The organism is Pseudonocardia sp. GCM10023141, from assembly GCF_042653605.1.
On the sequence record NZ_JBHSIR010000036.1, the window covers coordinates 79,837 to 97,770 of the forward strand.

Annotated in this window: 15 protein-coding genes; 8 read left to right on the top strand and 7 right to left on the bottom strand. The window is 72.3% G+C overall.

The annotated features are described in order from the left end of the window. Nucleotides 1-44 precede the first annotated feature (44 nt). Both ACFPFQ_RS22595 and ACFPFQ_RS22600 read left to right on the top strand, forming a co-directional pair. Nucleotides 45-1,085, top strand: a complete 1,041-nt coding sequence (locus ACFPFQ_RS22595) for a saccharopine dehydrogenase NADP-binding domain-containing protein (RefSeq protein ID WP_379621975.1) — start codon at nucleotides 45-47, stop codon at nucleotides 1,083-1,085. 256 nt (nucleotides 1,086-1,341) lie between these two features. Further along, nucleotides 1,342-2,367, top strand: a complete 1,026-nt coding sequence (locus ACFPFQ_RS22600) for an aldo/keto reductase (RefSeq protein ID WP_379621977.1) — start codon at nucleotides 1,342-1,344, stop codon at nucleotides 2,365-2,367. A 280-nt stretch (nucleotides 2,368-2,647) separates the two neighbouring features. On the opposite strand, the gene ACFPFQ_RS22605 is transcribed toward ACFPFQ_RS22600, so the two are convergent. The 4 genes from ACFPFQ_RS22605 to ACFPFQ_RS22620 all read right to left on the bottom strand — a co-directional run bounded on the left by ACFPFQ_RS22605 (nucleotide 2,648) and on the right by ACFPFQ_RS22620 (nucleotide 6,927). Further along, on the bottom strand, nucleotides 2,648-4,459 hold the full coding sequence (locus ACFPFQ_RS22605) for a hypothetical protein (protein WP_379621979.1): 1,812 nt from the start codon (nucleotides 4,457-4,459) through the stop codon (nucleotides 2,648-2,650). A 174-nt stretch (nucleotides 4,460-4,633) separates the two neighbouring features. After that, nucleotides 4,634-5,029 carry a PPOX class F420-dependent oxidoreductase gene (locus ACFPFQ_RS22610; RefSeq protein ID WP_379621981.1) on the bottom strand — a complete coding sequence of 132 codons (396 nt, stop codon included), beginning with the start codon at nucleotides 5,027-5,029 and terminating at the stop codon, nucleotides 4,634-4,636. Nucleotides 5,030-5,048: 19 nt separating this feature from the next. Further along, on the bottom strand, nucleotides 5,049-6,359 hold the full coding sequence (secY, locus tag ACFPFQ_RS22615; RefSeq protein WP_379621983.1) for a preprotein translocase subunit SecY: 1,311 nt from the start codon (nucleotides 6,357-6,359) through the stop codon (nucleotides 5,049-5,051). A 145-nt stretch (nucleotides 6,360-6,504) separates the two neighbouring features. After that, on the bottom strand, nucleotides 6,505-6,927 hold the full coding sequence (locus tag ACFPFQ_RS22620; RefSeq protein ID WP_379621985.1) for a hypothetical protein: 423 nt from the start codon (nucleotides 6,925-6,927) through the stop codon (nucleotides 6,505-6,507). Between the two features lie 158 nt (nucleotides 6,928-7,085). Here ACFPFQ_RS22620 and ACFPFQ_RS22625 point away from each other — a divergent pair, with 158 nt between their 5' ends. Next, nucleotides 7,086-8,084, top strand: coding sequence for an LLM class flavin-dependent oxidoreductase (locus tag ACFPFQ_RS22625; protein WP_379621987.1), 999 nt, complete (start codon nucleotides 7,086-7,088; stop codon nucleotides 8,082-8,084). A gap of 123 nt (nucleotides 8,085-8,207) precedes the next feature. Here the strand turns inward: ACFPFQ_RS22625 and ACFPFQ_RS22630 are convergent, their stop codons facing one another. Further along, on the bottom strand, nucleotides 8,208-10,190 hold the full coding sequence (locus ACFPFQ_RS22630) for a potassium transporter Kup (RefSeq protein WP_379621989.1): 1,983 nt from the start codon (nucleotides 10,188-10,190) through the stop codon (nucleotides 8,208-8,210). 159 nt (nucleotides 10,191-10,349) lie between these two features. Here ACFPFQ_RS22630 and ACFPFQ_RS22635 point away from each other — a divergent pair, with 159 nt between their 5' ends. From ACFPFQ_RS22635 to ACFPFQ_RS22650, 4 genes are all read left to right on the top strand, one after another. Then, nucleotides 10,350-11,999 carry a sulfatase gene (locus tag ACFPFQ_RS22635; protein ID WP_379621991.1) on the top strand — a complete coding sequence of 550 codons (1,650 nt, stop codon included), beginning with the start codon at nucleotides 10,350-10,352 and terminating at the stop codon, nucleotides 11,997-11,999. A gap of 83 nt (nucleotides 12,000-12,082) precedes the next feature. Beyond that, nucleotides 12,083-12,841 (top strand): IclR family transcriptional regulator, encoded by a 759-nt coding sequence (locus ACFPFQ_RS22640; RefSeq protein ID WP_379621993.1) that lies wholly within the window; start codon nucleotides 12,083-12,085, stop codon nucleotides 12,839-12,841. 69 nt (nucleotides 12,842-12,910) lie between these two features. Continuing rightward, nucleotides 12,911-13,879 (top strand): PDR/VanB family oxidoreductase, encoded by a 969-nt coding sequence (locus ACFPFQ_RS22645; protein WP_379621995.1) that lies wholly within the window; start codon nucleotides 12,911-12,913, stop codon nucleotides 13,877-13,879. Between the two features lie 13 nt (nucleotides 13,880-13,892). Beyond that, nucleotides 13,893-15,098, top strand: coding sequence for a cytochrome P450 (locus tag ACFPFQ_RS22650; protein WP_379621997.1), 1,206 nt, complete (start codon nucleotides 13,893-13,895; stop codon nucleotides 15,096-15,098). Between the two features lie 95 nt (nucleotides 15,099-15,193). On the opposite strand, the gene ACFPFQ_RS22655 is transcribed toward ACFPFQ_RS22650, so the two are convergent. Further along, a complete protein-coding gene (locus ACFPFQ_RS22655; RefSeq protein WP_379621999.1) occupies nucleotides 15,194-16,633 on the bottom strand; it encodes an MFS transporter in 1,440 nt (479 codons plus the stop codon). A 67-nt stretch (nucleotides 16,634-16,700) separates the two neighbouring features. Between ACFPFQ_RS22655 and ACFPFQ_RS22660 the strand changes: the two genes are divergently transcribed. Then, nucleotides 16,701-17,183 carry a hypothetical protein gene (locus ACFPFQ_RS22660; RefSeq protein ID WP_379622001.1) on the top strand — a complete coding sequence of 161 codons (483 nt, stop codon included), beginning with the start codon at nucleotides 16,701-16,703 and terminating at the stop codon, nucleotides 17,181-17,183. Here ACFPFQ_RS22660 and ACFPFQ_RS22665 read toward each other — a convergent pair. After that, entirely contained in the window at nucleotides 17,146-17,829 is a 684-nt protein-coding gene (locus ACFPFQ_RS22665) for a DUF305 domain-containing protein (RefSeq protein ID WP_379622003.1), read from the bottom strand. The genes ACFPFQ_RS22660 and ACFPFQ_RS22665 overlap by 38 nt on opposite strands. Nucleotides 17,830-17,934: the final 105 nt, after the last annotated feature.

Below are 17,934 nucleotides of genomic sequence, written 5' to 3' on the forward strand. Positions count from 1 at the left end.
CGCCCCAGACTGGGCTGGTCGGACATCGAGATCTGGGGGAAGCAATGGCTGTGGTGGATGCTGCGGACGCCGTGGTGGTCTACGGGGCGACCGGACACACCGGACGCTTCGTCGTGGCGGAGCTGATCGAGCGTGGCTTCACCCCGATCCTCTCGGGGCGCGACGCGAGCCGGCTGGAGGCGCTGGCAGCGCGCTGGCCCGCAGCGCAGGTGCGACCGGCGACGGTGGACGACCCGGCTTCGCTGGACCGGGCGCTCGCGGGCGCGGTGGCCGTCATCAACTGCGCGGGCCCGTTCGCGGTGACGGCCGGAGCCGTGGTCGAGGCGGCACTGCGCGCGGGGATCCCGTACGTCGACGTGGCGGCCGAGATCGAGGCGAACGTCGCGACGTTCGCCGACCACGCCGACGCGGCCCGGGCGGCGGGCACGGTCATGGTGCCCGCGATGGCCTTCTACGGCGGGCTCGGTGACCTGCTCGTGACGGCCGCGATGGGCGAGTGGACCGCGGCGGACGCGGCGCACGTCGCGTACGGGCTGAGCAGCTGGCGGCCGACAGCGGGAACGCGGTTGGCGGGTGCGGTGTCGCACGAGCGGCGCGCCGGGCGCCGGGTCCGGTTCGCGAACGGCACGCTGGAGTACCACGACGACCCGCCGACGGAGCAGGACTGGGACTTCCCGGAGCCGATGGGGGCGCGCCGGGTGATCGCGGGGTTCATCATGGCCGACGTCGTCACCGTCCCCAGCCACCTCGACGTGCCCGCCGTCCACACCTACATGTCGGTGGAGGCCGCGCGGGATCTGGGCGATGCGCGCACGCCCGCGCCGGAAGCCATCGACGACCAGGGTCGATCGGACCAGACCTTCGTCGTGGACGTCGTGGTCACCAAGGGTGGCGTCGAGCGCCGTGCCACCGCCCGCGGCCAGGACATCTACGCGGTCACCGCCCCGCTGGCGGTGGAGGCGGTCCAGCGGATACTGGCCGGGCAGACCCGGACGGTCGGCGTCGCCTCGGCCGGCGCGGTGTTCGACGCCGTGGACTTCCTCAAGGCGCTGACCCCGCACCTGTCGGTGGACCTGCCGGGCTGAGCCCTCGGTCTGCCGGCACCGAGGAACGGTGCGACGGCCGACAGAACTCGTCGGGCGAGACGTTGTGCACACCGCGCCAACCTCGTGGCCACCGCGCCAACGTCCGGACGTCGGCGCCGAGGCCAATTGGTTGGCGCCGTCAGCGTCGGGCCATGTCCTCGCACCCGAGGGACCCGGCCGGTCGCTCGCCGCGAGGCGGGGGGAGGCTGGGAGCCGAGCGGCCGCGACCGCGGCGGCCCGCTGTGGAGGGAACGGCATGGAATACCGCACGCTGGGTGGGACCGGGACGATCGTGTCATCGCTGTGCCTGGGCACCATGACCTTCGGCAACGAGAGCACGGAGGAGGTGTCGCACACGCAGCTCGACAGGTTCGTCGAGCAGGGCGGCAACTTCATCGACACCGCCAACGTCTACTCCCGTGGTGTCTCGGAGGAGATCGTCGGGCGCTGGCTGGCCGCGCGCCCGGACGTCCGCGACCAGGTCGTCATCGCGACCAAGGGCCGCTTCGCGATGGGAGACGGGCCCAACGACGTCGGGCTCAGCCGCACGAGCCTGACCCGGGCGCTGGACGCGAGCCTGCGACGGCTGCAGGTCGACACCGTGGACCTCTACCAGGCCCATGCCTGGGACGCTCTGACACCGATCGAGGAGACGCTCCGGTTCTTCGACGACGCCGTGCGCGCCGGCAAGATCCGCTACGCGGGCGTGAGCAACTTCGTCGGGTGGCAGCTGCAGAAGGCCGCGATGCTCACCGAGGTGCTCGGCCTGACCCCGATCGTCACGCTGCAGCCGCAGTACAACCTGCTCGTCCGCGAGATCGAGTTCGAGCTCACCGATGTCTGCGAGAACGAGAACATCGGGATCCTGCCGTGGTCGCCGCTGGCCGGTGGCTGGCTGACCGGCAAGTACCGCCGCGACGAGGTCCCGACCGGCGCCAGCAGACTCGGCGACAACCCCGAGCGCGGCATGGAGGCCTACGCGCCGCGCAACGCGCAGGAGCGCACCTGGCAGGTCATCGATGCCGTCGCCAAGATCGCCGAGTCGAACGGCGTCTCGATGGCGCAGGTCGCGCTGTCCTGGACGGCGGATCGTCCCGCTGTCACGTCGGTGATCCTCGGCGCCCGGACGATCGAGCAGCTCGACGACAACATGGCCGCCGCCACCCTGCATCTCTCCGACGAGGAGACGGCGCTGCTCGACGGCGCGAGCGAGCCGATCATCGGCGACTACCCGTACGGGCCGCAGGGCCGGGCGCAGCGGGCCAGCGGCCGCGAGCTCTGAGCCACGGTCCCGGAAACGAGACCGGGCCCGTCCCTGATGTCAGAGACGGGCCCGGTCTGACCTGGTCGGCCGCTCCCCAGCAGCTTGCAGGCTCCGCTACTCCCCAGCAGCTACTACCCAAGACGTACAACCGCGGGGGAGGTTGCGTCCGGATCCGAGGATGTTTTCGCCGGACCGGGAAGTAGGCATCCGCGCTGGTCACGAGGGCAGGAACGGCGATGCCGGCCTGCTGGATCAGCAGGCCGGCACCTCACGCCGCGGCGTTCACCGCAGGTTCGGATCAGATGTGGAAGTCGAACAGGTGGGCCGCCCCGCCGTCGCCACCGTTAGCGCTGGCGTCGGCGTGGTTGTCCTGGTCACCGAAGATGTTGACGTTGTGCTCGTTGCTGGCGAAGGCCTCGCCACCGAAGCCGCCGTCGCCACCCTCGGCGAAGCCGCCGAAGGGGTTGTGACCGAAGGCGTCGCCGCCGTCGCCACCGTTGGCGGTGGCCGTGGCGTCGTTGTGCTGGAAGCCACCGAAGTTGACGTTCCCGACGTTGATGGCCGAAGCGAACCCGCCGTCGCCGCCCGCTCCGCCTGCACCGTGACCGAACGCGTCGCCGCCGTTGCCGCCTCCTGCGTTGGCCGTGGCCGAGTTCTCCTGGACACCGTCCCCGAAGTTGATGTTGCCGGCGTTGACGGCGAGCGAGATGCCGCCGTTTCCGCCGTCGCCACCGTGGGTGATGGTGACCGGGCTGCCGCCGGCGTTGCCGCCGTCGCCACCGTTGGCGTTGGCCGTGGCGGAGTTGGTCTGCGAGCCGTGCCCGAGGTTCACGTTGCCGGCGTTGACCGCGATGGCCAGGCCACCGAAGCCACCGTCGCCACCGAGCGCGTCACCGTGGCCGAAGAACCCGCCGTCGGCGTGGGCGTCGCCGCCGTTGCCGCCGTTCGCGTTGGCCGTGGCCGAGTTGGTCTGGTCCCCGCCGACGTTGACGTTGCCGAAGTTCCCGGCGTGCGCCTCGCCGCCGTTGCCCCCGTTGCCACCCGTCGCCGCACCGGTGCCGAAGAACCCGCCGTGGGTCTCGGCGTTGCCGCCGTCGCCGCCGTTCGCGTTCGCCGTGGCCGTGTTGCTCTGGTGCCCGAAGACGTTGACGTTGCCCTCGTTGGTGGCCTCGGCGTGCCCGCCGTTGCCCCCGTTGCCGCCGGTCGCGGTGCCGTGCCCGAAGAACCCGCCGGTGGCGTGGGCGTCGCCGCCGTTGCCCCCGTTGGCGTTCGCGGTGGCCGAGTTGTCCTGGTTCCCGAAGACGTTGACGTTGCCGACGTTGTGGGCGTCGGCGGTGCCGCCGTTGCCCCCGTTGCCGCCGGTCGCGGTGCCGCCGTGGCCCGCGGTGGCCGCGCCGCCGTTGCCGCCGTTGGCGTTGGCCGAGGCGTCGTTGTGCTGGCTCCCGCCGACGTTTACGTTGCCCTCGTTGGAGGCGCTGGCGGTGCCGCCGTTGCCCCCGTTGCCGCCGGTGGCGGTGCCGTGGCCGTGGGCGGTGGCGTCGCCGCCGTTGCCCCCGTTGGCGTTCGCGGTGGCGGAGTTGTCCTGGTGCCCGCCGACGTTCACGTTTCCGGTGTTGTGGGCGTCGGCGGTGCCGCCGTTGCCCCCGTTGCCGCCGGTGGCGTGTCCGCCGTGGCCCGCGGTCGCGGCGCCGCCGTTGCCGCCGTTCGCGTTGGCGTCGGCGTGGTTGCTCTGGTGCCCGCCGACGTTGACGTTGCCGGAGTTGCTGGCGTCGGCGTGCCCGCCGTTGCCGCCGTTCCCGCCGGTCGCGGTGCCGTGGCCACCGGCGTGTGCCGCGCCGCCGTTGCCGCCGTTCGCGTTGGCCGAGGCGTCGTTGTGCTGGCTGCCGCCGACGTTCACGTTGCCCTCGTTGGAGGCGCTGGCGGTGCCGCCGTTGCCCCCGTTGCCGCCGGTGGCGTGTCCGCCGTGGCCCGCGGTGGCCGCCCCGCCGTTGCCGCCGTTGGCGTTCGCGCTGGCCGAGTTGTCCTGGTGTCCACCGACGTTGACGTTGCCGGAGTTGCTGGCCGTCGCGGTGCCGCCGTTGCCGCCGTTGCCGCCCTGAGCGTTGCTCATGATGATCTCCCGAGTTCGCTGCCGGGGGTTTGGGTTCCGGCTGGTTTGTGGTGATGCCAATCATGCGAGCCGGCGGCGGCCGGGGCGCTCGCCATGACGGGGGCGTGGCTGTAGCGGGAGGTAAGGGTTCTGTCACCCCGGAGCCACCTCTCTCGGTGGCGCCGGGGCCGGCGATCAGGCGGCGTAGCCGGTGACCCGCGTCGGCGTCACCCGCACGACCACGCGCACGACACCCTCGGGGTCGGGCTCCTTGGGCTTGCCGTCGTACTTCCAGGACAGCTCGTCGTCGAGCTCGAAGGCGTTCTCGGTGGTCATGGCCGCGGTGCCGCGGATCTCCGCGTAGCTCTCCGGGTCCGCGAGGTCGAACACGGTGATGCTGACCCGCGGATCGCGCCGCAGGTTGCGCTCCTTCTGCCGCCCGGCGACGGTGCAGAACAGCAGGTCGTCGCCGTCGCGGCCGATCCACATCACCGAGGTCTGCGGGCTGCCGTCCGCGTTGACGGTGGCGAGCACCGGGTAGTTCTTGCCGTCCACGAGCGCGCGGACCGCCTCGTTCAGGGAAACGCTCATGCCGCTCACCGTAGGCGGGTCACCGGAGGAACCCCTGGTAGTGGTGCTGGATGAGCTGGGCCTCGAGCTGCTTGAGCGTCTCCAGCCCGACGCCGACCATGATCAGCACGGTGGTGCCGCCGAACGGGAGGAACTGGCCCTGCCCGCCGGAGGACCCGAGCAGCAGGTTGGGCAGCACGGCGATGATCGCGAGGTAGGCCGCACCCGGGAGCGTGATCCGGTTGACGACGAAGCGGAGGTACTCGAGCGTCACCCGGCCGGGTCGCAGGCCGGGGATGAAGCCACCGAACTTCTTCAGCTCCGACGCGCGCTCCGCCGGGTCGAACGTGATGCCGATGTAGAAGTAGGCGAATCCGACGATCATCAGGCTGCTCAGGACGTTGTGCACCCAGCTCGACTGGTCGAGCAGGTACACCTGGATCGCCTTCGCGACCGGCCCGGAGCCGCCAAGCAGCGGCGCGACCAGCGTCGGGAGGGAGAGCAGCGAGCTCGCGAAGATCACCGGGATGACGCCGGCCTGGTTCACCTTGATGGGGAGGTAGGTGGACGTGCCGCCGTACATGCGGCGTCCGACCATGCGCTTGGCGTACTGCACGGGGATGCGGCGCTGGGCCTGCTCGACCAGCACGACGCTGGCGATGATCGCCACGCCGAACACGCAGATCCCGATGAAGCCGAAGAGCCCGGTGCTCTCGTAGACCCGCTTCAGGTCGGCGGGGATGCGGTGGGCGATCGAGGTGAACATCAGGATGGAGATCCCGTTCCCGATGCCCTTCTCGGTGACCTGCTCACCGAGCCGCATGAGCACCGCGGCACCGGCGACCATCACGACGACGAGCACCGCCAGCGTGCCCGGATCGGCGTTCGGGATGACCGGCAGCGCGCACCCCTGCAACAGCGTGCCGCGCACCGCGAGCGTCACCACGCTGGCGGCCTGCAACGTGGCGAGCGCCATGGTCAGGTAGCGCGTGTACTGGTTGAGCTTGACCTGACCGGACTGCCCCTCGCTGCGCAGTTGCGTGAAGCGCGGGATCACGACGGTCAGCAGCTGGATCATGATGCTGGCGCTGATGAACGGCAGGATGCCGATCGCGAAGATCGACAGTTGCAGCAACGCGCCACCGCTGAGCAGGTTGAACAGGTCGGAGATGTTGGCGGTGCCCCCGCTGGTGCGCTCGATGTCGGCGGCGCACTGCTGCACGTTCGGGAACGACACCCCCGGCGCGGGAATGGCGGAGCCGAAGCGGGCGACGACGACAACGGCCAGCGTGATGAGGATGCGGCGCCGCAGGTCGGGCGCGGCGAGGAGCGATCGGACGGTACGGAGCATGACGGAGGACCCACCCTCGGGAACGTCGATCCCCGGCAGCGGGCCGGCTCGCCGCGAGGCGTGCGGGCACGGGGTGCTGCGGGATCGGTTGGTCGGCTGAGCGCGGCCGTCCGGACAGCGGAGGACCGCGGGAGTACGAAGGTGCTCAGCTGGTGCGGGGTGGGGCCCGCGCGACGAGGTGTGAACGGATCCCGGACCGTTCCCGCTCGGCGATGCCGTCGCGCAGCAGCACGGCCTGCGCGGGACAGCCGCAGCTCGCCGCTGCCTCCGGGCCGACGGCGGCCGGGCCGGCAGCGGAGGTGAGCCCGGCCGGGTCGCCCGCGTGCGCGTCCGGCACGGCCGCGAACCGGTCGAGCTGCGTGGGTGTGCCGGCGGTGTCGAAGTCCGGGGCGGTCAGCGCCGGCGGTGCCGCACGGACCGCGGAGATCGTGACGCCCGAGGCGAGGAACGCCGCCAGCGCCGCGAACATGACGCACGTGGCCGCGACGAGCCGTCGCGGGGTGCCCTCCGGGAACAGCGCCGTGGCCCGGCGCGGGGCCGCATCCGGCCAGCCCCCCGCGGTCGTCACGCCTGGATGTCTACCAGTACGCGCCGTGAGCAGACCAGCCACCACCGTGCGGGACCTCCGGTCATGATCACCGGGGAAGCATCTCCGCACCCTGCGGGTTGAGGATCACGGGGCGTCGACCCGCTCCTCCCGCACCCGTCAAGCCGAAGGCGCTCCACATGTCACTGACGCTGTCCATCCTTGATCTCGCGCCCGTTGCACCCGGCCAGACGCCGCGTGACAGCTTCGAGGCGAGCGTGGAGCTGGCGCGGGCGGCGGAGCGCTTCGGCTACCGCCGGGTCTGGTACGCCGAGCACCACAACATGGCGTCGATCGCGTCCTCGGCCACGAGCGTCCTGATCGGGTACGTCGCCGCCCACACCGACACGATCCGGCTGGGCGCAGGCGGAATCATGCTGCCCAACCACGCGCCCCTCACGATCGCCGAGCAGTTCGGCACGCTGGAAACGCTCTTCCCCGGCCGTATCGACCTGGGTCTGGGCCGGGCCCCCGGCAGCGACCAGGTCACGATGCACGCGATGCGCCGCGACGCCTCGTCCTCGGACAGCTTCCCGCAGGACGTGCTGGAGCTGCAGGGCTACCTGGCGGGCAAGTCGCGCGTTCCCGGGGTGCAGGCGGTGCCCGGAGCGGGCACGAACGTGCCGCTCTACATCCTCGGCTCGTCGCTGTTCGGGGCACAGCTCGCCGCGGCGGTGGGGCTGCCCTACGCCTTCGCCTCCCACTTCGCCCCGGACGCGCTGCACCAGGCCGTCGAGCTCTACCGCCGGGAGTTCCAGCCGTCGGCGCAGCTCGCCGAGCCCTATGTCATGGCGGGCGCCAACGTGATCGCGGCCGATGACGCCGACGATGCACGACAGCAGTTCGAGATCGTGCGCCGCAGGCGGGTGCGCTCGATGATCGCGCGCGGCCCGGCCACCCCGGAGTACAGCGACGCCGAGATCGACGCCTTCCTCACCACGCCGAACGGCCGGCAGATCGCCGACATGATGCGGTACACGGCCACCGGCACCGCGAGCGACGTGCGCCGCTTCCTCGAGGAGTTCGCCGCATCCGTGCAGGCCGACGAGCTGATCGTCGCGCACCACTCGCAGGACATCGCCGACCGGCTGCGCTCGGTGGAGCTGACCGCCGACGCGATGCAGGGTGCCGACGCCTGAGCGTCATCCGTTCCGGGGTCAGGCCAGGCGCGCCGCGACGCACACCGTCAGGGGCCGGCGCACACCGTTGACGGTGTGCGCCAGCACCTCAGGGTGTGCGTCGACTGCGTGGGCCGACCGGCGTCACAGCTCGATGCGGGTGCCCATCACCACCGTGCGGTCGACGGGCAGCTTGAAGTAGGCCGCCGGGGTGGCCGCGTTGTGCGACAGCCCGATGAACAGCCGCTTGCGCCACCTGCTCATGCCCGGCTGCCTGCCGCGCTCGATCGTGATGCGGGACAGGAAGTAGTAGGCGGTGTCCGGGTCGAGGTCGATGCCGAGCTCGCCGGACAGCCCGCGGGCCGCCCGGAGCACCTCGGGGAGGTCCTGCTCGTCCTGGAAGCCGTAGCGGACCGAGAGGTGCACGATGCCGTCGTCGGCATGGCCGAGCTCGTCTACCGTCAACCGCTCCGACGGCGCGACGTGCGGCACGTTCTCCGACTGCACGGAGATGATCACGACCCGCTCGTGCAGGACGTGGTTGAACTCGACGTTGGCGCGCAGGGCCAGCGGCGCGGTCAGGTTGGTCGGATGCGGGAAGACCGCGGTGCCGGGTACCCGGCTGATCCCCTCCGCGTGCAGCCGCTCCACGAACGCCGGCAGCGGGCCCTCGAGCTCGACGCGGCGCGCGGTGATGATCCGCCTGCCCAGCTGCCACGTGGTCATCACCGTGACGACGATCGCCGCGATGAGCAGCGGCAGCCAGCCGCCGTGTGCCACCTTCGTGAGGTTGGCGGCCAGGTAGATCAGCTCGACGCCACCGAACACGACCGCGGCCAGCACGATCTTCCAGCGCGCCCAGTGCCACGCCGTTGCCGCGTAGGTGAGGAACAGCGTGGTCGTGAGCAACAGCGTGCCGGTGACGGCGAGCCCGTACGCCGTGGCCAGCCGGTCCGAGGACTGGAACGCCACGATCAGGATGACGACCCCGCCGAACAGCAGCCAGTTGACGGCAGGCACGTAGATCTGGCCGCTCTCCTCTGTTGAGGTGTGGCGCACGGTCAGGTGCGGCAGGAAGCCCAGCCGCACCGCCTGGCGCGACACCGAGAAGGCGCCGGAGATCACAGCCTGCGAGGCGATCACCGTGGCGAAGGTGGCCAGCACGACGAGCGGCAGCCGGGCCCAGTCCGGCGCGAGCAGGTAGAACGGGCTGCTGATGGCGTGCGGGTCGTCGAGGATCAGCGCTGCCTGGCCCAGGTAGTTGATGATCAGCGCGGGGAACACGACGGCGAACCACGCCCGGCGGATCGGCCGCCGTCCGAAGTGGCCCATGTCGGCGTAGAGCGCCTCGGCCCCGGTGATCACCAGCACGACCGCACCCATGGCGATGAACGCCGTGTACGGGTGGTCGGCGATGAACGAGACGACGTAGGTCGGCGAGAGCCCGATCAGCACGCCGGGGCGCGCGATGATGTGCGGCAGGCCGAGCACCGCCAGCGTGACGAACCAGAGCACCATCACCGGTCCGAACAGCCTGCCGACCCGGTGGGTGCCCCAACGCTGCGCGCCGAACAGCAGCGCGAGGATGGCCACCCCGATCGGCAGCACGGCCTCGGCGAGCTCCGGCCGGGCGACCTCGAGCCCCTCGACGGCCGAGAGCACCGAGATGGCCGGGGTGATCAGCGAGTCGCCGTAGAACAGCGACGCCCCGAGCACGCCGAGCGCGAGCGCGATCGACGCCCGCCGCGCGAACGGCGCCGACACGGCGCGGACCAGCGCGGCGAGCGCCATGATGCCGCCCTCGCCGTCGTTGTCCGCGCGCAGGATGAACAGCACGTACTTCATCGTGACCACGAGCGTGACCGACCAGAAGATCAGCGAGACCACGCCGTAGACGTCGGCCGGGTTGGGGCTGACGGCGTTGTCGTCGATCGAGAACACCGTCTGCACGGCGTAGAGCGGGCTGGTGCCGATGTCGCCGAAGACGATGCCCAGCGCCCCGAGCGCGAGCCCGAACAGGCCGCCGCTGTGCGCCGCCGGGTGCGCGGGGTTGCCCTCGCCCGCGACGCGGGGCGGTGCGGCGGGTTCGGTCGGCACCGGGTCGGCGGCCGGCTGGGCATCGGTCATGCGCGCAGTGTGCCGTGCCGGCCCGGACGGGTTGCGCAAGCCTGGGCTGTTCGGCCGAACTCGGCCGTCGCCGTTGAACTGCTCGCGCGGAACGGCCGTGCACCCGAGAGCACGCCCGCGGTGGCCACCGTCGCCGCGTTCCGGACCGAAGGACCTCTCGTGTCGTTGTCCACGCGCCTGCGCCGGATCGGTGATGGGCTCCGCCGCCCGCTCCCGGCCAGGGTGATCACGGGCCTGGCCGCCGTGGCCGTCTACGTCGCGCTGATCGCTCCCCGCGAGCTCGGCCAGCTCACGCCCGCCGCGTTCCTGCGCATCCCGGTGGAGGGATTGGTCGCTGTCGCGGTGCTGCTCGTGCTGCCACCGCGGCCACGGCGGGTGGTGGCGGTCATCGGCGGGACGGTGCTCGGGGTGCTGACCATCCTGAAGGCCGTCGACATGGGTTTCCTCGCCGCGCTCGCCCGGCCGTTCGACCTCGTGCTCGACTGGCCGCTGCTGGTGAGCGCGGTGTCGGTACTGGCGGACTCGATCGGCCCGGCAGGCGCGATCGTCGCCGTCATCGCGGCCGTGGTGCTCACCCTCGCCGTCGTCGGGCTGATGGCGCTGGCAGCACTGCGCCTGAGTCGTGTTGTTGCTGGTCACCGGCCCGCTGCGCGGCGCGCCGTCGCGGTGCTGGCGGTGGCCTGGTTGGGCTTCGCCGCGCTCGGCGCGCAGCTCGTGACACCGGTCCCGATCGCCGCCCGCAGCGCGGCGGCGCTGGTCTACCAGAAGGCGGCGCAGGTGCCGGCCAGCCTGCGGGACGAGGAGGAGTTCGCCGCCCAGTCCGCCGTCGACGCGTTCCGCGACACGCCGGGGCCCGACCTGCTGGGCGGGCTGCGCGGCAAGGACGTCGTGCTGTCGTTCGTCGAGAGCTACGGGCGGGCCGCGCTCGACGACCCGGAGTTCGCGCCGCACGTGGACGCGGTGCTCGACGACGGCACCCGGCGGCTGGACGCTGCGGGCTTCGCGAGCCGCAGCGCGTTCCTCACCTCACCGGTGGCAGGCGGCGGCAGCTGGCTGGCGCAGGCCACGTTCCTGTCGGGACTGTGGATCGACAACCAGCAGCGCTACCGCAGCCTCGTGGCCAGCGACCGGTTGACGCTGCCGGCCGCGTTCGGCCGCGCGGACTGGCAGACCGTCGCGATGGTGCCCGGCACCACCTACGCCTGGCCGGAGAGCCGGTTCTACGGCTTCGACCGGGTGTACGACGCCCACACCATCGGCTATCGCGGGCCGAACTTCAGCTGGTCCACGATGCCGGACCAGTACGTCCTGTCGGCCTTCGAGCACGCCGAGCACGCGAAGCCCGGCCGCGCGCCGTTGCTCGCCGAGATCCCGCTGACCTCGAGCCACGTGCCCTGGGCGCCGATCCCGAAGATGATCGACTGGAACGCCGTCGGTGACGGTTCGGTCTTCGGCCCGATGCCGGCCGCCGGCATCCCGCCCGACACCATCTGGGGCGACGGTCCCAAGGTGCGCACCGAGTACCGGCGCTCCATCGAGTACTCGTTGAGCAGCCTGATCTCCTACGTGGAGACCTACGGGGACGACGATCTCGTGCTCGTGTTCCTGGGTGATCACCAGGCGGCTCCGATCGTGACGGGGGAGGGCGCCGGCCGCGACGTGCCGATCACGATCGTCACGCGGGACCGGTCGGTGCTGGACCGGGTGTCGGGCTGGGGCTGGCAGCCGGGCCTGCGACCCGGCCCGCAGGCCCCGGTCACGCGGATGGACACCTTCCGCGACCGGTTCCTGACGGCCTTCGCGCGGTAGGCGCGTCGGTCGGCCTCGCCACCCTGCTCGACGGGACCGCCCGGGACGTGACCGGACCGGCCCGCAGCGAGGACACTCGCGGGATGGTCCGCACGGGGAACGGGGAGTCCGTGATCTCCCGCGCCCTGCGGATCTTCGAGGCCTTCAGCGCCGACGACCGCACGCTGCGGGTCTCCGACATCGCGGCGCGTACCGGGCTGCACCTGGCGACGGCGTCGCGGCTGGTCGCCGAGCTCGTCGACCACGGCCTGCTGGCGCGCGACGCCGACCGGCGCGTCCGGATCGGGGTCCGGCTGTGGGAGCTCGCCTCCCGGGCCTCACCGGCGCTGTCATTGCGCGAGGCCGCGATGCCGTTCCTGGAGGATCTGCACGCCGTGGTCGGCCACCACGTCCAGCTCGGCGTGCTCGACGGGCGCGAGGTGCTGTTCCTGGAACGGCTCTCGGCCCCGGGTGCCGTGATCAACTACACGCGGATCGCGGGCCGCCTGCCGCTGCACGTGTCGTCATCGGGACTCGTGCTGCTCGCGCACGCGCCCCGCGAGCTGCAGGAGAGCGTGCTGGCCGGACCGCTGCGCGCGTTCACCCCGCACACGATCACGACGGCGGCGCGGTTGCGCGTCACGCTCGCCGGGATCCGGAAGCAGGGCTTCGTCCACTGTGCCGGGCACATCCACGAGGAGGCGCTGGGTCTCGCGGTGCCGGTGTTCGACCCGGCGCGGGCGGTCGTCGCCGCGCTGTCGGCGATCGTCCCGAACGACGAGACCGGCCACGCGGTGGTGCCCGTGCTGATGGCCGCCGCTCGTGGGGTCGGGCGGACGCTGGAGGGATCGCGCTCTCGATGAATGAGAGTGGCCTGGCCACGGGCTGACACCGATCGGCATCCTCCAAGGACCAACGACGGGAGGCGCCTCGTGCTCGATGCAGACGGCAGTCAGGCCTCGGCGGTGCTGACGCTGCGGGTGGCCGCCAAGGAGCCCGCCTCCGACGGGGTGGTGGTGCTCACGCTCGTCCACCCGGACGGGGCGCGGCTGCCCGACTGGACGCCCGGCTCCCACGTCGATCTCGTGCTGCCCACCGGCAGCGTCCGCCAGTACTCGCTGTGCGGATCCCGGTGGGACGCCTTCAGCTACCGCGTCGGCGTCCTGCGCGAGCCCGCGGGGCGCGGCGGTTCGGCGCACGTGCACGACGTGCTGCGCGTCGGTGATCTCGTGGGGGTCGGCGGGCCGCGCAACCACTTCGGGCTCGTGCCCTCGCAGCGCTACCTGTTCATCGCGGGCGGGATCGGGATCACGCCGCTGCTGCCGATGATCCACCAGGCCGATCTGCTCGGCGCGGAGTGGGACCTCGTCTACGGCGGCAGGAGCCGCTCGTCGATGGCGTTCCTCGACGAGCTGGGCGGGTACGGGGAGCGGGTCCACGTCGTGGCGCAGGACGAGGCCGGGCTGCTCGACCTGCCGGCCTGGCTCGGCAGCCCGCGCGACGACGTCAAGATCTACTGCTGCGGTCCGGGGGCGCTGCTCGACGCCGTCGAGGACGCCTGCCGGGAATGGCCGGCACCCGCGCTGCGCACCGAGCGGTTCGTCGCCAGGGAGCAGCCGGCGCCGGTGCGCGCGGAGCCCTTCGCCGTCACGCTCGCACGCAGCGGCGCGACCGTGACGGTGCCCCCGGAGCGCACGGTTCTCGACGCCGTCCGCGCCGCGGGAGTCGACGTGCTGACGTCGTGCCGGCAGGGCACCTGCGGCACCTGCGAGACGGCTGTGGTGAAAGGCATCCCCGACCACCGCGACTCGATCCTCTCCGACGCCGAGCGGGCGGCCGGTGACTGCATGTTCATCTGCGTCTCCCGGTCGTGCAGCGACCGGCTCGTGCTCGATCTGTGAACGGAGACCACCGATGACGCACACCATCCGCACCGACCTGCCGGCCAGCACGGTCGACCCCTTCTCCGACGACGTGCTGGAGGACCCGTCGGGGTTCCACGCGGCGCTGCGCGACGCCGGCCCGGTGGTGTACCTGTCGGCGCACGGCGTCTACGCGATGGCGCGCCACGAGCAGGTGCACGCCGCATTGCGCGACTGGCAGGGCTTCCAGTCCGGGGCCGGTGTCGGGCTGTCGAACTTCCGCCACGAGAAGCCGTGGCGGCCCCCGAGCCTGCTGCTGGAGGCCGACCCGCCCGGCCACGACGCACCCCGGCGCGTCCTGTCGGGGCTGTTGGACCTCCGCGCGCTGCGCCGGTTACGAGAGGGCTGGCGCGACGTGGCCGAGCAGCTCGTCGACACGGTGCTGGCCGCCGGTACCGAGTTCGACGCCGTGCCCGCGCTGGCCGAGGCGTTCCCGCTGCGGGTGTTCCCCGACGCGGTCGGGATCCCGGCCGCGGGCCGCGAGAACCTCCTGCCCTACGGCAGCCACCTGTTCAACGTCTTCGGACCGGCGAACGAGCGGGTGGCCGAGGGCGCCGAGCGCGCGCCCGCCCTGCAGGCCTGGGTCACCGCGCAGTGCCAGCGCGACCAGCTCGCCGAGGGCGGGTTCGGTGCGCAGATCTGGGCCGCGGCCGACCGCGGCGAGATCACTCCGGAACAGGCCCCGCTGGTGGTCCGGTCGTTGCTGTCGGCGGGTGTCGACACCACCGTGCAGGGGATCGCCGCCGCGCTGCACGCCTTCGCGACCCACCCGCGGCAGTGGCAGCGGCTCCGCGAGCAGCCCGGCCTCGCGCGGATCGCCTTCGACGAGGCCGTGCGCTGGGCGTCACCGGTGCAGACCTTCTTCCGGACCGCCACCGCCGACGTCCGGATCGGCGATGTGGTGATCCCGGACGGCGAGAAGATCCTGATGTTCCTCGGCGCCGCCAACCGCGACCCCCGCCGCTGGTCGGACCCGGACGTCTTCGACCTCTCCCGCGACCCGTCCGGCCACGTCGGATTCGGGTTCGGCCTCCACCAGTGCGTCGGCCAGCACGTCGCGCGGTTGGAGGCGGAGTGCCTGCTCACCGCGCTCGCGGCCCGGGTGCGGACGATCGAGATCGCGGGCCCGACCCGGCGCCGCCTCAACAACACGATGCGGGCCTGGGGTGCGCTGCCGATGCGGGTCACCACAGCCTGACCGCGCCAACCGGTTGGCCACCGCGCCGATGTCGTGACGTCGGCGCGGTGGCTACGGGGTTGGCGCGGTGGGGTTGGCGCGGTGGGTGGGCGCGGTCAGGTGCGGCCCGCCACCTTGTCCCCGGCCGTCCGGCTCAGCAGCAGCCCCTCGATCGCCGGGACCAGCAGGATCACCGCCAGCAGCACGAACGCGACGCGGAACGGCTGATCGGCACCGCCACCCAGCCCGACGGCACCCGCGACGGGCCCGCCGAGACCTACCAGCAGCGCACCGACCGCCACGCCGAGGCCGGCACCGAGTTCCTGCAGCGTGGACATCAGCGTGTTGGCGTGCGTCATGCGCTCCGGCTCGACGTCGGCGAACGCGATGCTGTTGAACGCGGTGAACCCGATCGACCGGAAGACGCCGCTGAGCAGGAGCAGCACCAGCAGCACCGGCAGCGGCGTCGCGGGCTGCAGGAACGCGATGCCGACGAGGCAGGCAGCCGATGCCGCCACCGCGGTGAGCATGACCGTGCGGATGCCGAAGCGGCGCATCATCGGCGTGGTCGTCGGCTTGATCGCGACGTTGCCGATGAACAGGGCGATCACCACGAGACCGGCCCGGGCTGCCGACCACCCGAACCCGATCTGGAAGAACAGCGCCAGCAGGAACGGGATCGCCGTGATCACCGCCCGGTAGGCCGACCCGCCCAGTGCGGTGACGCGGTAGGTGGCGACGCGCAGGATGCGCAGGTCCAGTAGCGGTCGCGGCGTGCGCAGCAGGTACCCGATCGCCGCCCCCAGCGCGATCAGGGCGACGGCGAGCGCGACCACGACGAGCGCCCGGTCGGGTGAGCCCGCCCCGATCGCCTCCAACCCGATCACGAGCGCGGCCACCCCGACCGCTGTCATGGCGAAGCCGCGCCAGTCGAGGCTCGTCGGCGCGGCACCGCGCACGTCGGGTACGAGCCGCCGCGCCAGCACGAACCCGGCGATGCCGAGCGGCACGTTGACGAGGAAGATCCACCGCCACGACGCGTACGTGCTGAGCACGCCGCCCAGCGCCGGCGCGATGACGGGCGCGACGAGCGCGGGCCACGTCAGGTAGGCGATGGCCTTCACCAGCTCCGACTTCGCGGTGGTGCGCAGCACGACCAGCCGCCCGACCGGCACCATCATGGCGCCGCCCGCGCCCTGCAGGATGCGCGTCGTCGTGAGCATCGGCAGGTTCATCGCGAGCGCGCAGCCCACCGAGGCCAGCGTGAACACGGCGATGGCGAGCATGAAGATCCGCCGCGCGCCGAACCGGTCGGCCAGCCAGCCGCTGATCGGGATCAGCACCGCCAGCGTCAGCACGTACGCCGTGATCGCGACGTTGACGGAGACGGCCGGGATGGCGAAGTCGGCGGCGATGTGGGGAGCGGCCGGACCGATGACGGTGCCGTCGAGGATCTCCATGAAGAAGCTGCCTGCCACGAGCAGCGCCAGGCCCCGCTGCACACGGCCGGGCTGCACACGGCCGGGCTGGTCGGGCGGCGAGGGTTCGACGTTCACCCCTCGATTCTGAACGACGGGATGCGACGCGGGTGCGGAGCGGTACTGCGACTGGTACTGATCAGCCATGGTGCGCATGGTGGTGCTCGGCCGCGGTGCGGCGGGGAAGTCCGCGCTCGCCGCTCGGCTCGGGGCGATCACGGGGGCGCCGGTCATCGAGCTCGACACCGTGTTCTGGAACGCGGACCTGACGGTCACCCCGCCCGCCGAGTGGGCGGCCGTGCAACGCGACCTCGCCGCGGGGTCGTCCTGGATCCTCGACGGCGATCTGGGTCCCTACGACGTGCTCGACGTGCGGCTGCGGCGCGCCGACACCGTGGTCGTCCTCGATCTCTCCCTCGCCCGCTGCGCCTGGCGGGCACTGCGCCGGTCCCGGGAGCGGATCGACTTCTGGCGCTGGGTCGTGACCTACCGCAGGCGCTGGCTGCCGGCGATCATGGCGGCGATCGCGCAGCGCGCCCCCGACGCCCGGGTCCACGTCCTGCACCGACCCCGCGACGTGCGGGAGCTGGTCAGGGGAACGGGAGGGGCTGCTTCCCCATCCCCGTGAGCAGGGCGGTCATGCTGTCGCTCTCGCGCTGCTGGTCGATCACCACGTTGTCGGCGAAGCTGCGCACCTGCACGGTCTCGGCCGACTTCACCGCTGCCGCGGCGATCTCGATGCCGCCGCGGTGATGGCGGATCATGAGCTGCAGGTAGCAGGCGTCGAGCGCGGTGCCGCTGAGCACGCCGAGCTGCTGCAGTTCGGCCACCGATGCCATCCCGGGCATCCTGGCGTCACCGGAGCCCGGCCCGGCGTCGCGCCGGTGGTGCATCGCCGGGTCGCCTGCCGCCATCCAGGCCATCGGCTCGCCGCTGGTGAGCTGCGGTGCGTTCCAGAGCGCGAGCCAGCCCTGCATCTGGCCGATCTCGCGCAGCTGGTTCGTCGCGACGGCGTCCGCGATCGCGGCGATCGGCGGGCTCACCCGCCCGCGCACCATCCGGGACATGTCCACGGCCTGCTGGTGGTGGACGATCATGTCCTGGCTGAAGCCGATGTCGACGCGGTGCGGTGCCGCGACGGCCATCGGTGCGAGATCGTGGCGGCTGTCCGGGAAGAGGGTGGCGCCGGCGACCAGCCCGATCGCCAGCAGCGCCACGGCGACGCCCGTCCGGCGGGCGAGTGCGGACCATGGGCCACCCGGCCGCGGGGCCATGTGGGTCACGGCAGCGGGGAGGCGTTGTGCGTGAACCGCAGTGCGAGGGCGGTGTCGCACCGGCACCTCCGGGATCCGCGATTCGGGAAACGGCCGTTTCCGAAT

Bases quoted from the DNA above. Each gene is read 5' to 3' on its own strand.
- ACFPFQ_RS22595 (WP_379621975.1), top strand. From the start codon at position 45: ATGGCTGTGGTGGATGCTGCGGACGCCGTGGTGGTCTACGGGGCGACC.
- ACFPFQ_RS22600 (WP_379621977.1), top strand. From the start codon at position 1,342: ATGGAATACCGCACGCTGGGTGGGACCGGGACGATCGTGTCATCGCTG.
- ACFPFQ_RS22605 (WP_379621979.1), bottom strand. From the start codon at position 4,459: ATGAGCAACGCTCAGGGCGGCAACGGCGGCAACGGCGGCACCGCGACG.
- ACFPFQ_RS22610 (WP_379621981.1), bottom strand. From the start codon at position 5,029: ATGAGCGTTTCCCTGAACGAGGCGGTCCGCGCGCTCGTGGACGGCAAG.
- secY (WP_379621983.1), bottom strand. From the start codon at position 6,359: ATGCTCCGTACCGTCCGATCGCTCCTCGCCGCGCCCGACCTGCGGCGC.
- ACFPFQ_RS22625 (WP_379621987.1), top strand. From the start codon at position 7,086: ATGTCACTGACGCTGTCCATCCTTGATCTCGCGCCCGTTGCACCCGGC.
- ACFPFQ_RS22630 (WP_379621989.1), bottom strand. From the start codon at position 10,190: ATGACCGATGCCCAGCCGGCCGCCGACCCGGTGCCGACCGAACCCGCC.
- ACFPFQ_RS22640 (WP_379621993.1), top strand. From the start codon at position 12,083: ATGGTCCGCACGGGGAACGGGGAGTCCGTGATCTCCCGCGCCCTGCGG.
- ACFPFQ_RS22650 (WP_379621997.1), top strand. From the start codon at position 13,893: ATGACGCACACCATCCGCACCGACCTGCCGGCCAGCACGGTCGACCCC.
- ACFPFQ_RS22660 (WP_379622001.1), top strand. From the start codon at position 16,701: ATGGTGCGCATGGTGGTGCTCGGCCGCGGTGCGGCGGGGAAGTCCGCG.
- ACFPFQ_RS22665 (WP_379622003.1), bottom strand. From the start codon at position 17,829: ATGGCCCCGCGGCCGGGTGGCCCATGGTCCGCACTCGCCCGCCGGACG.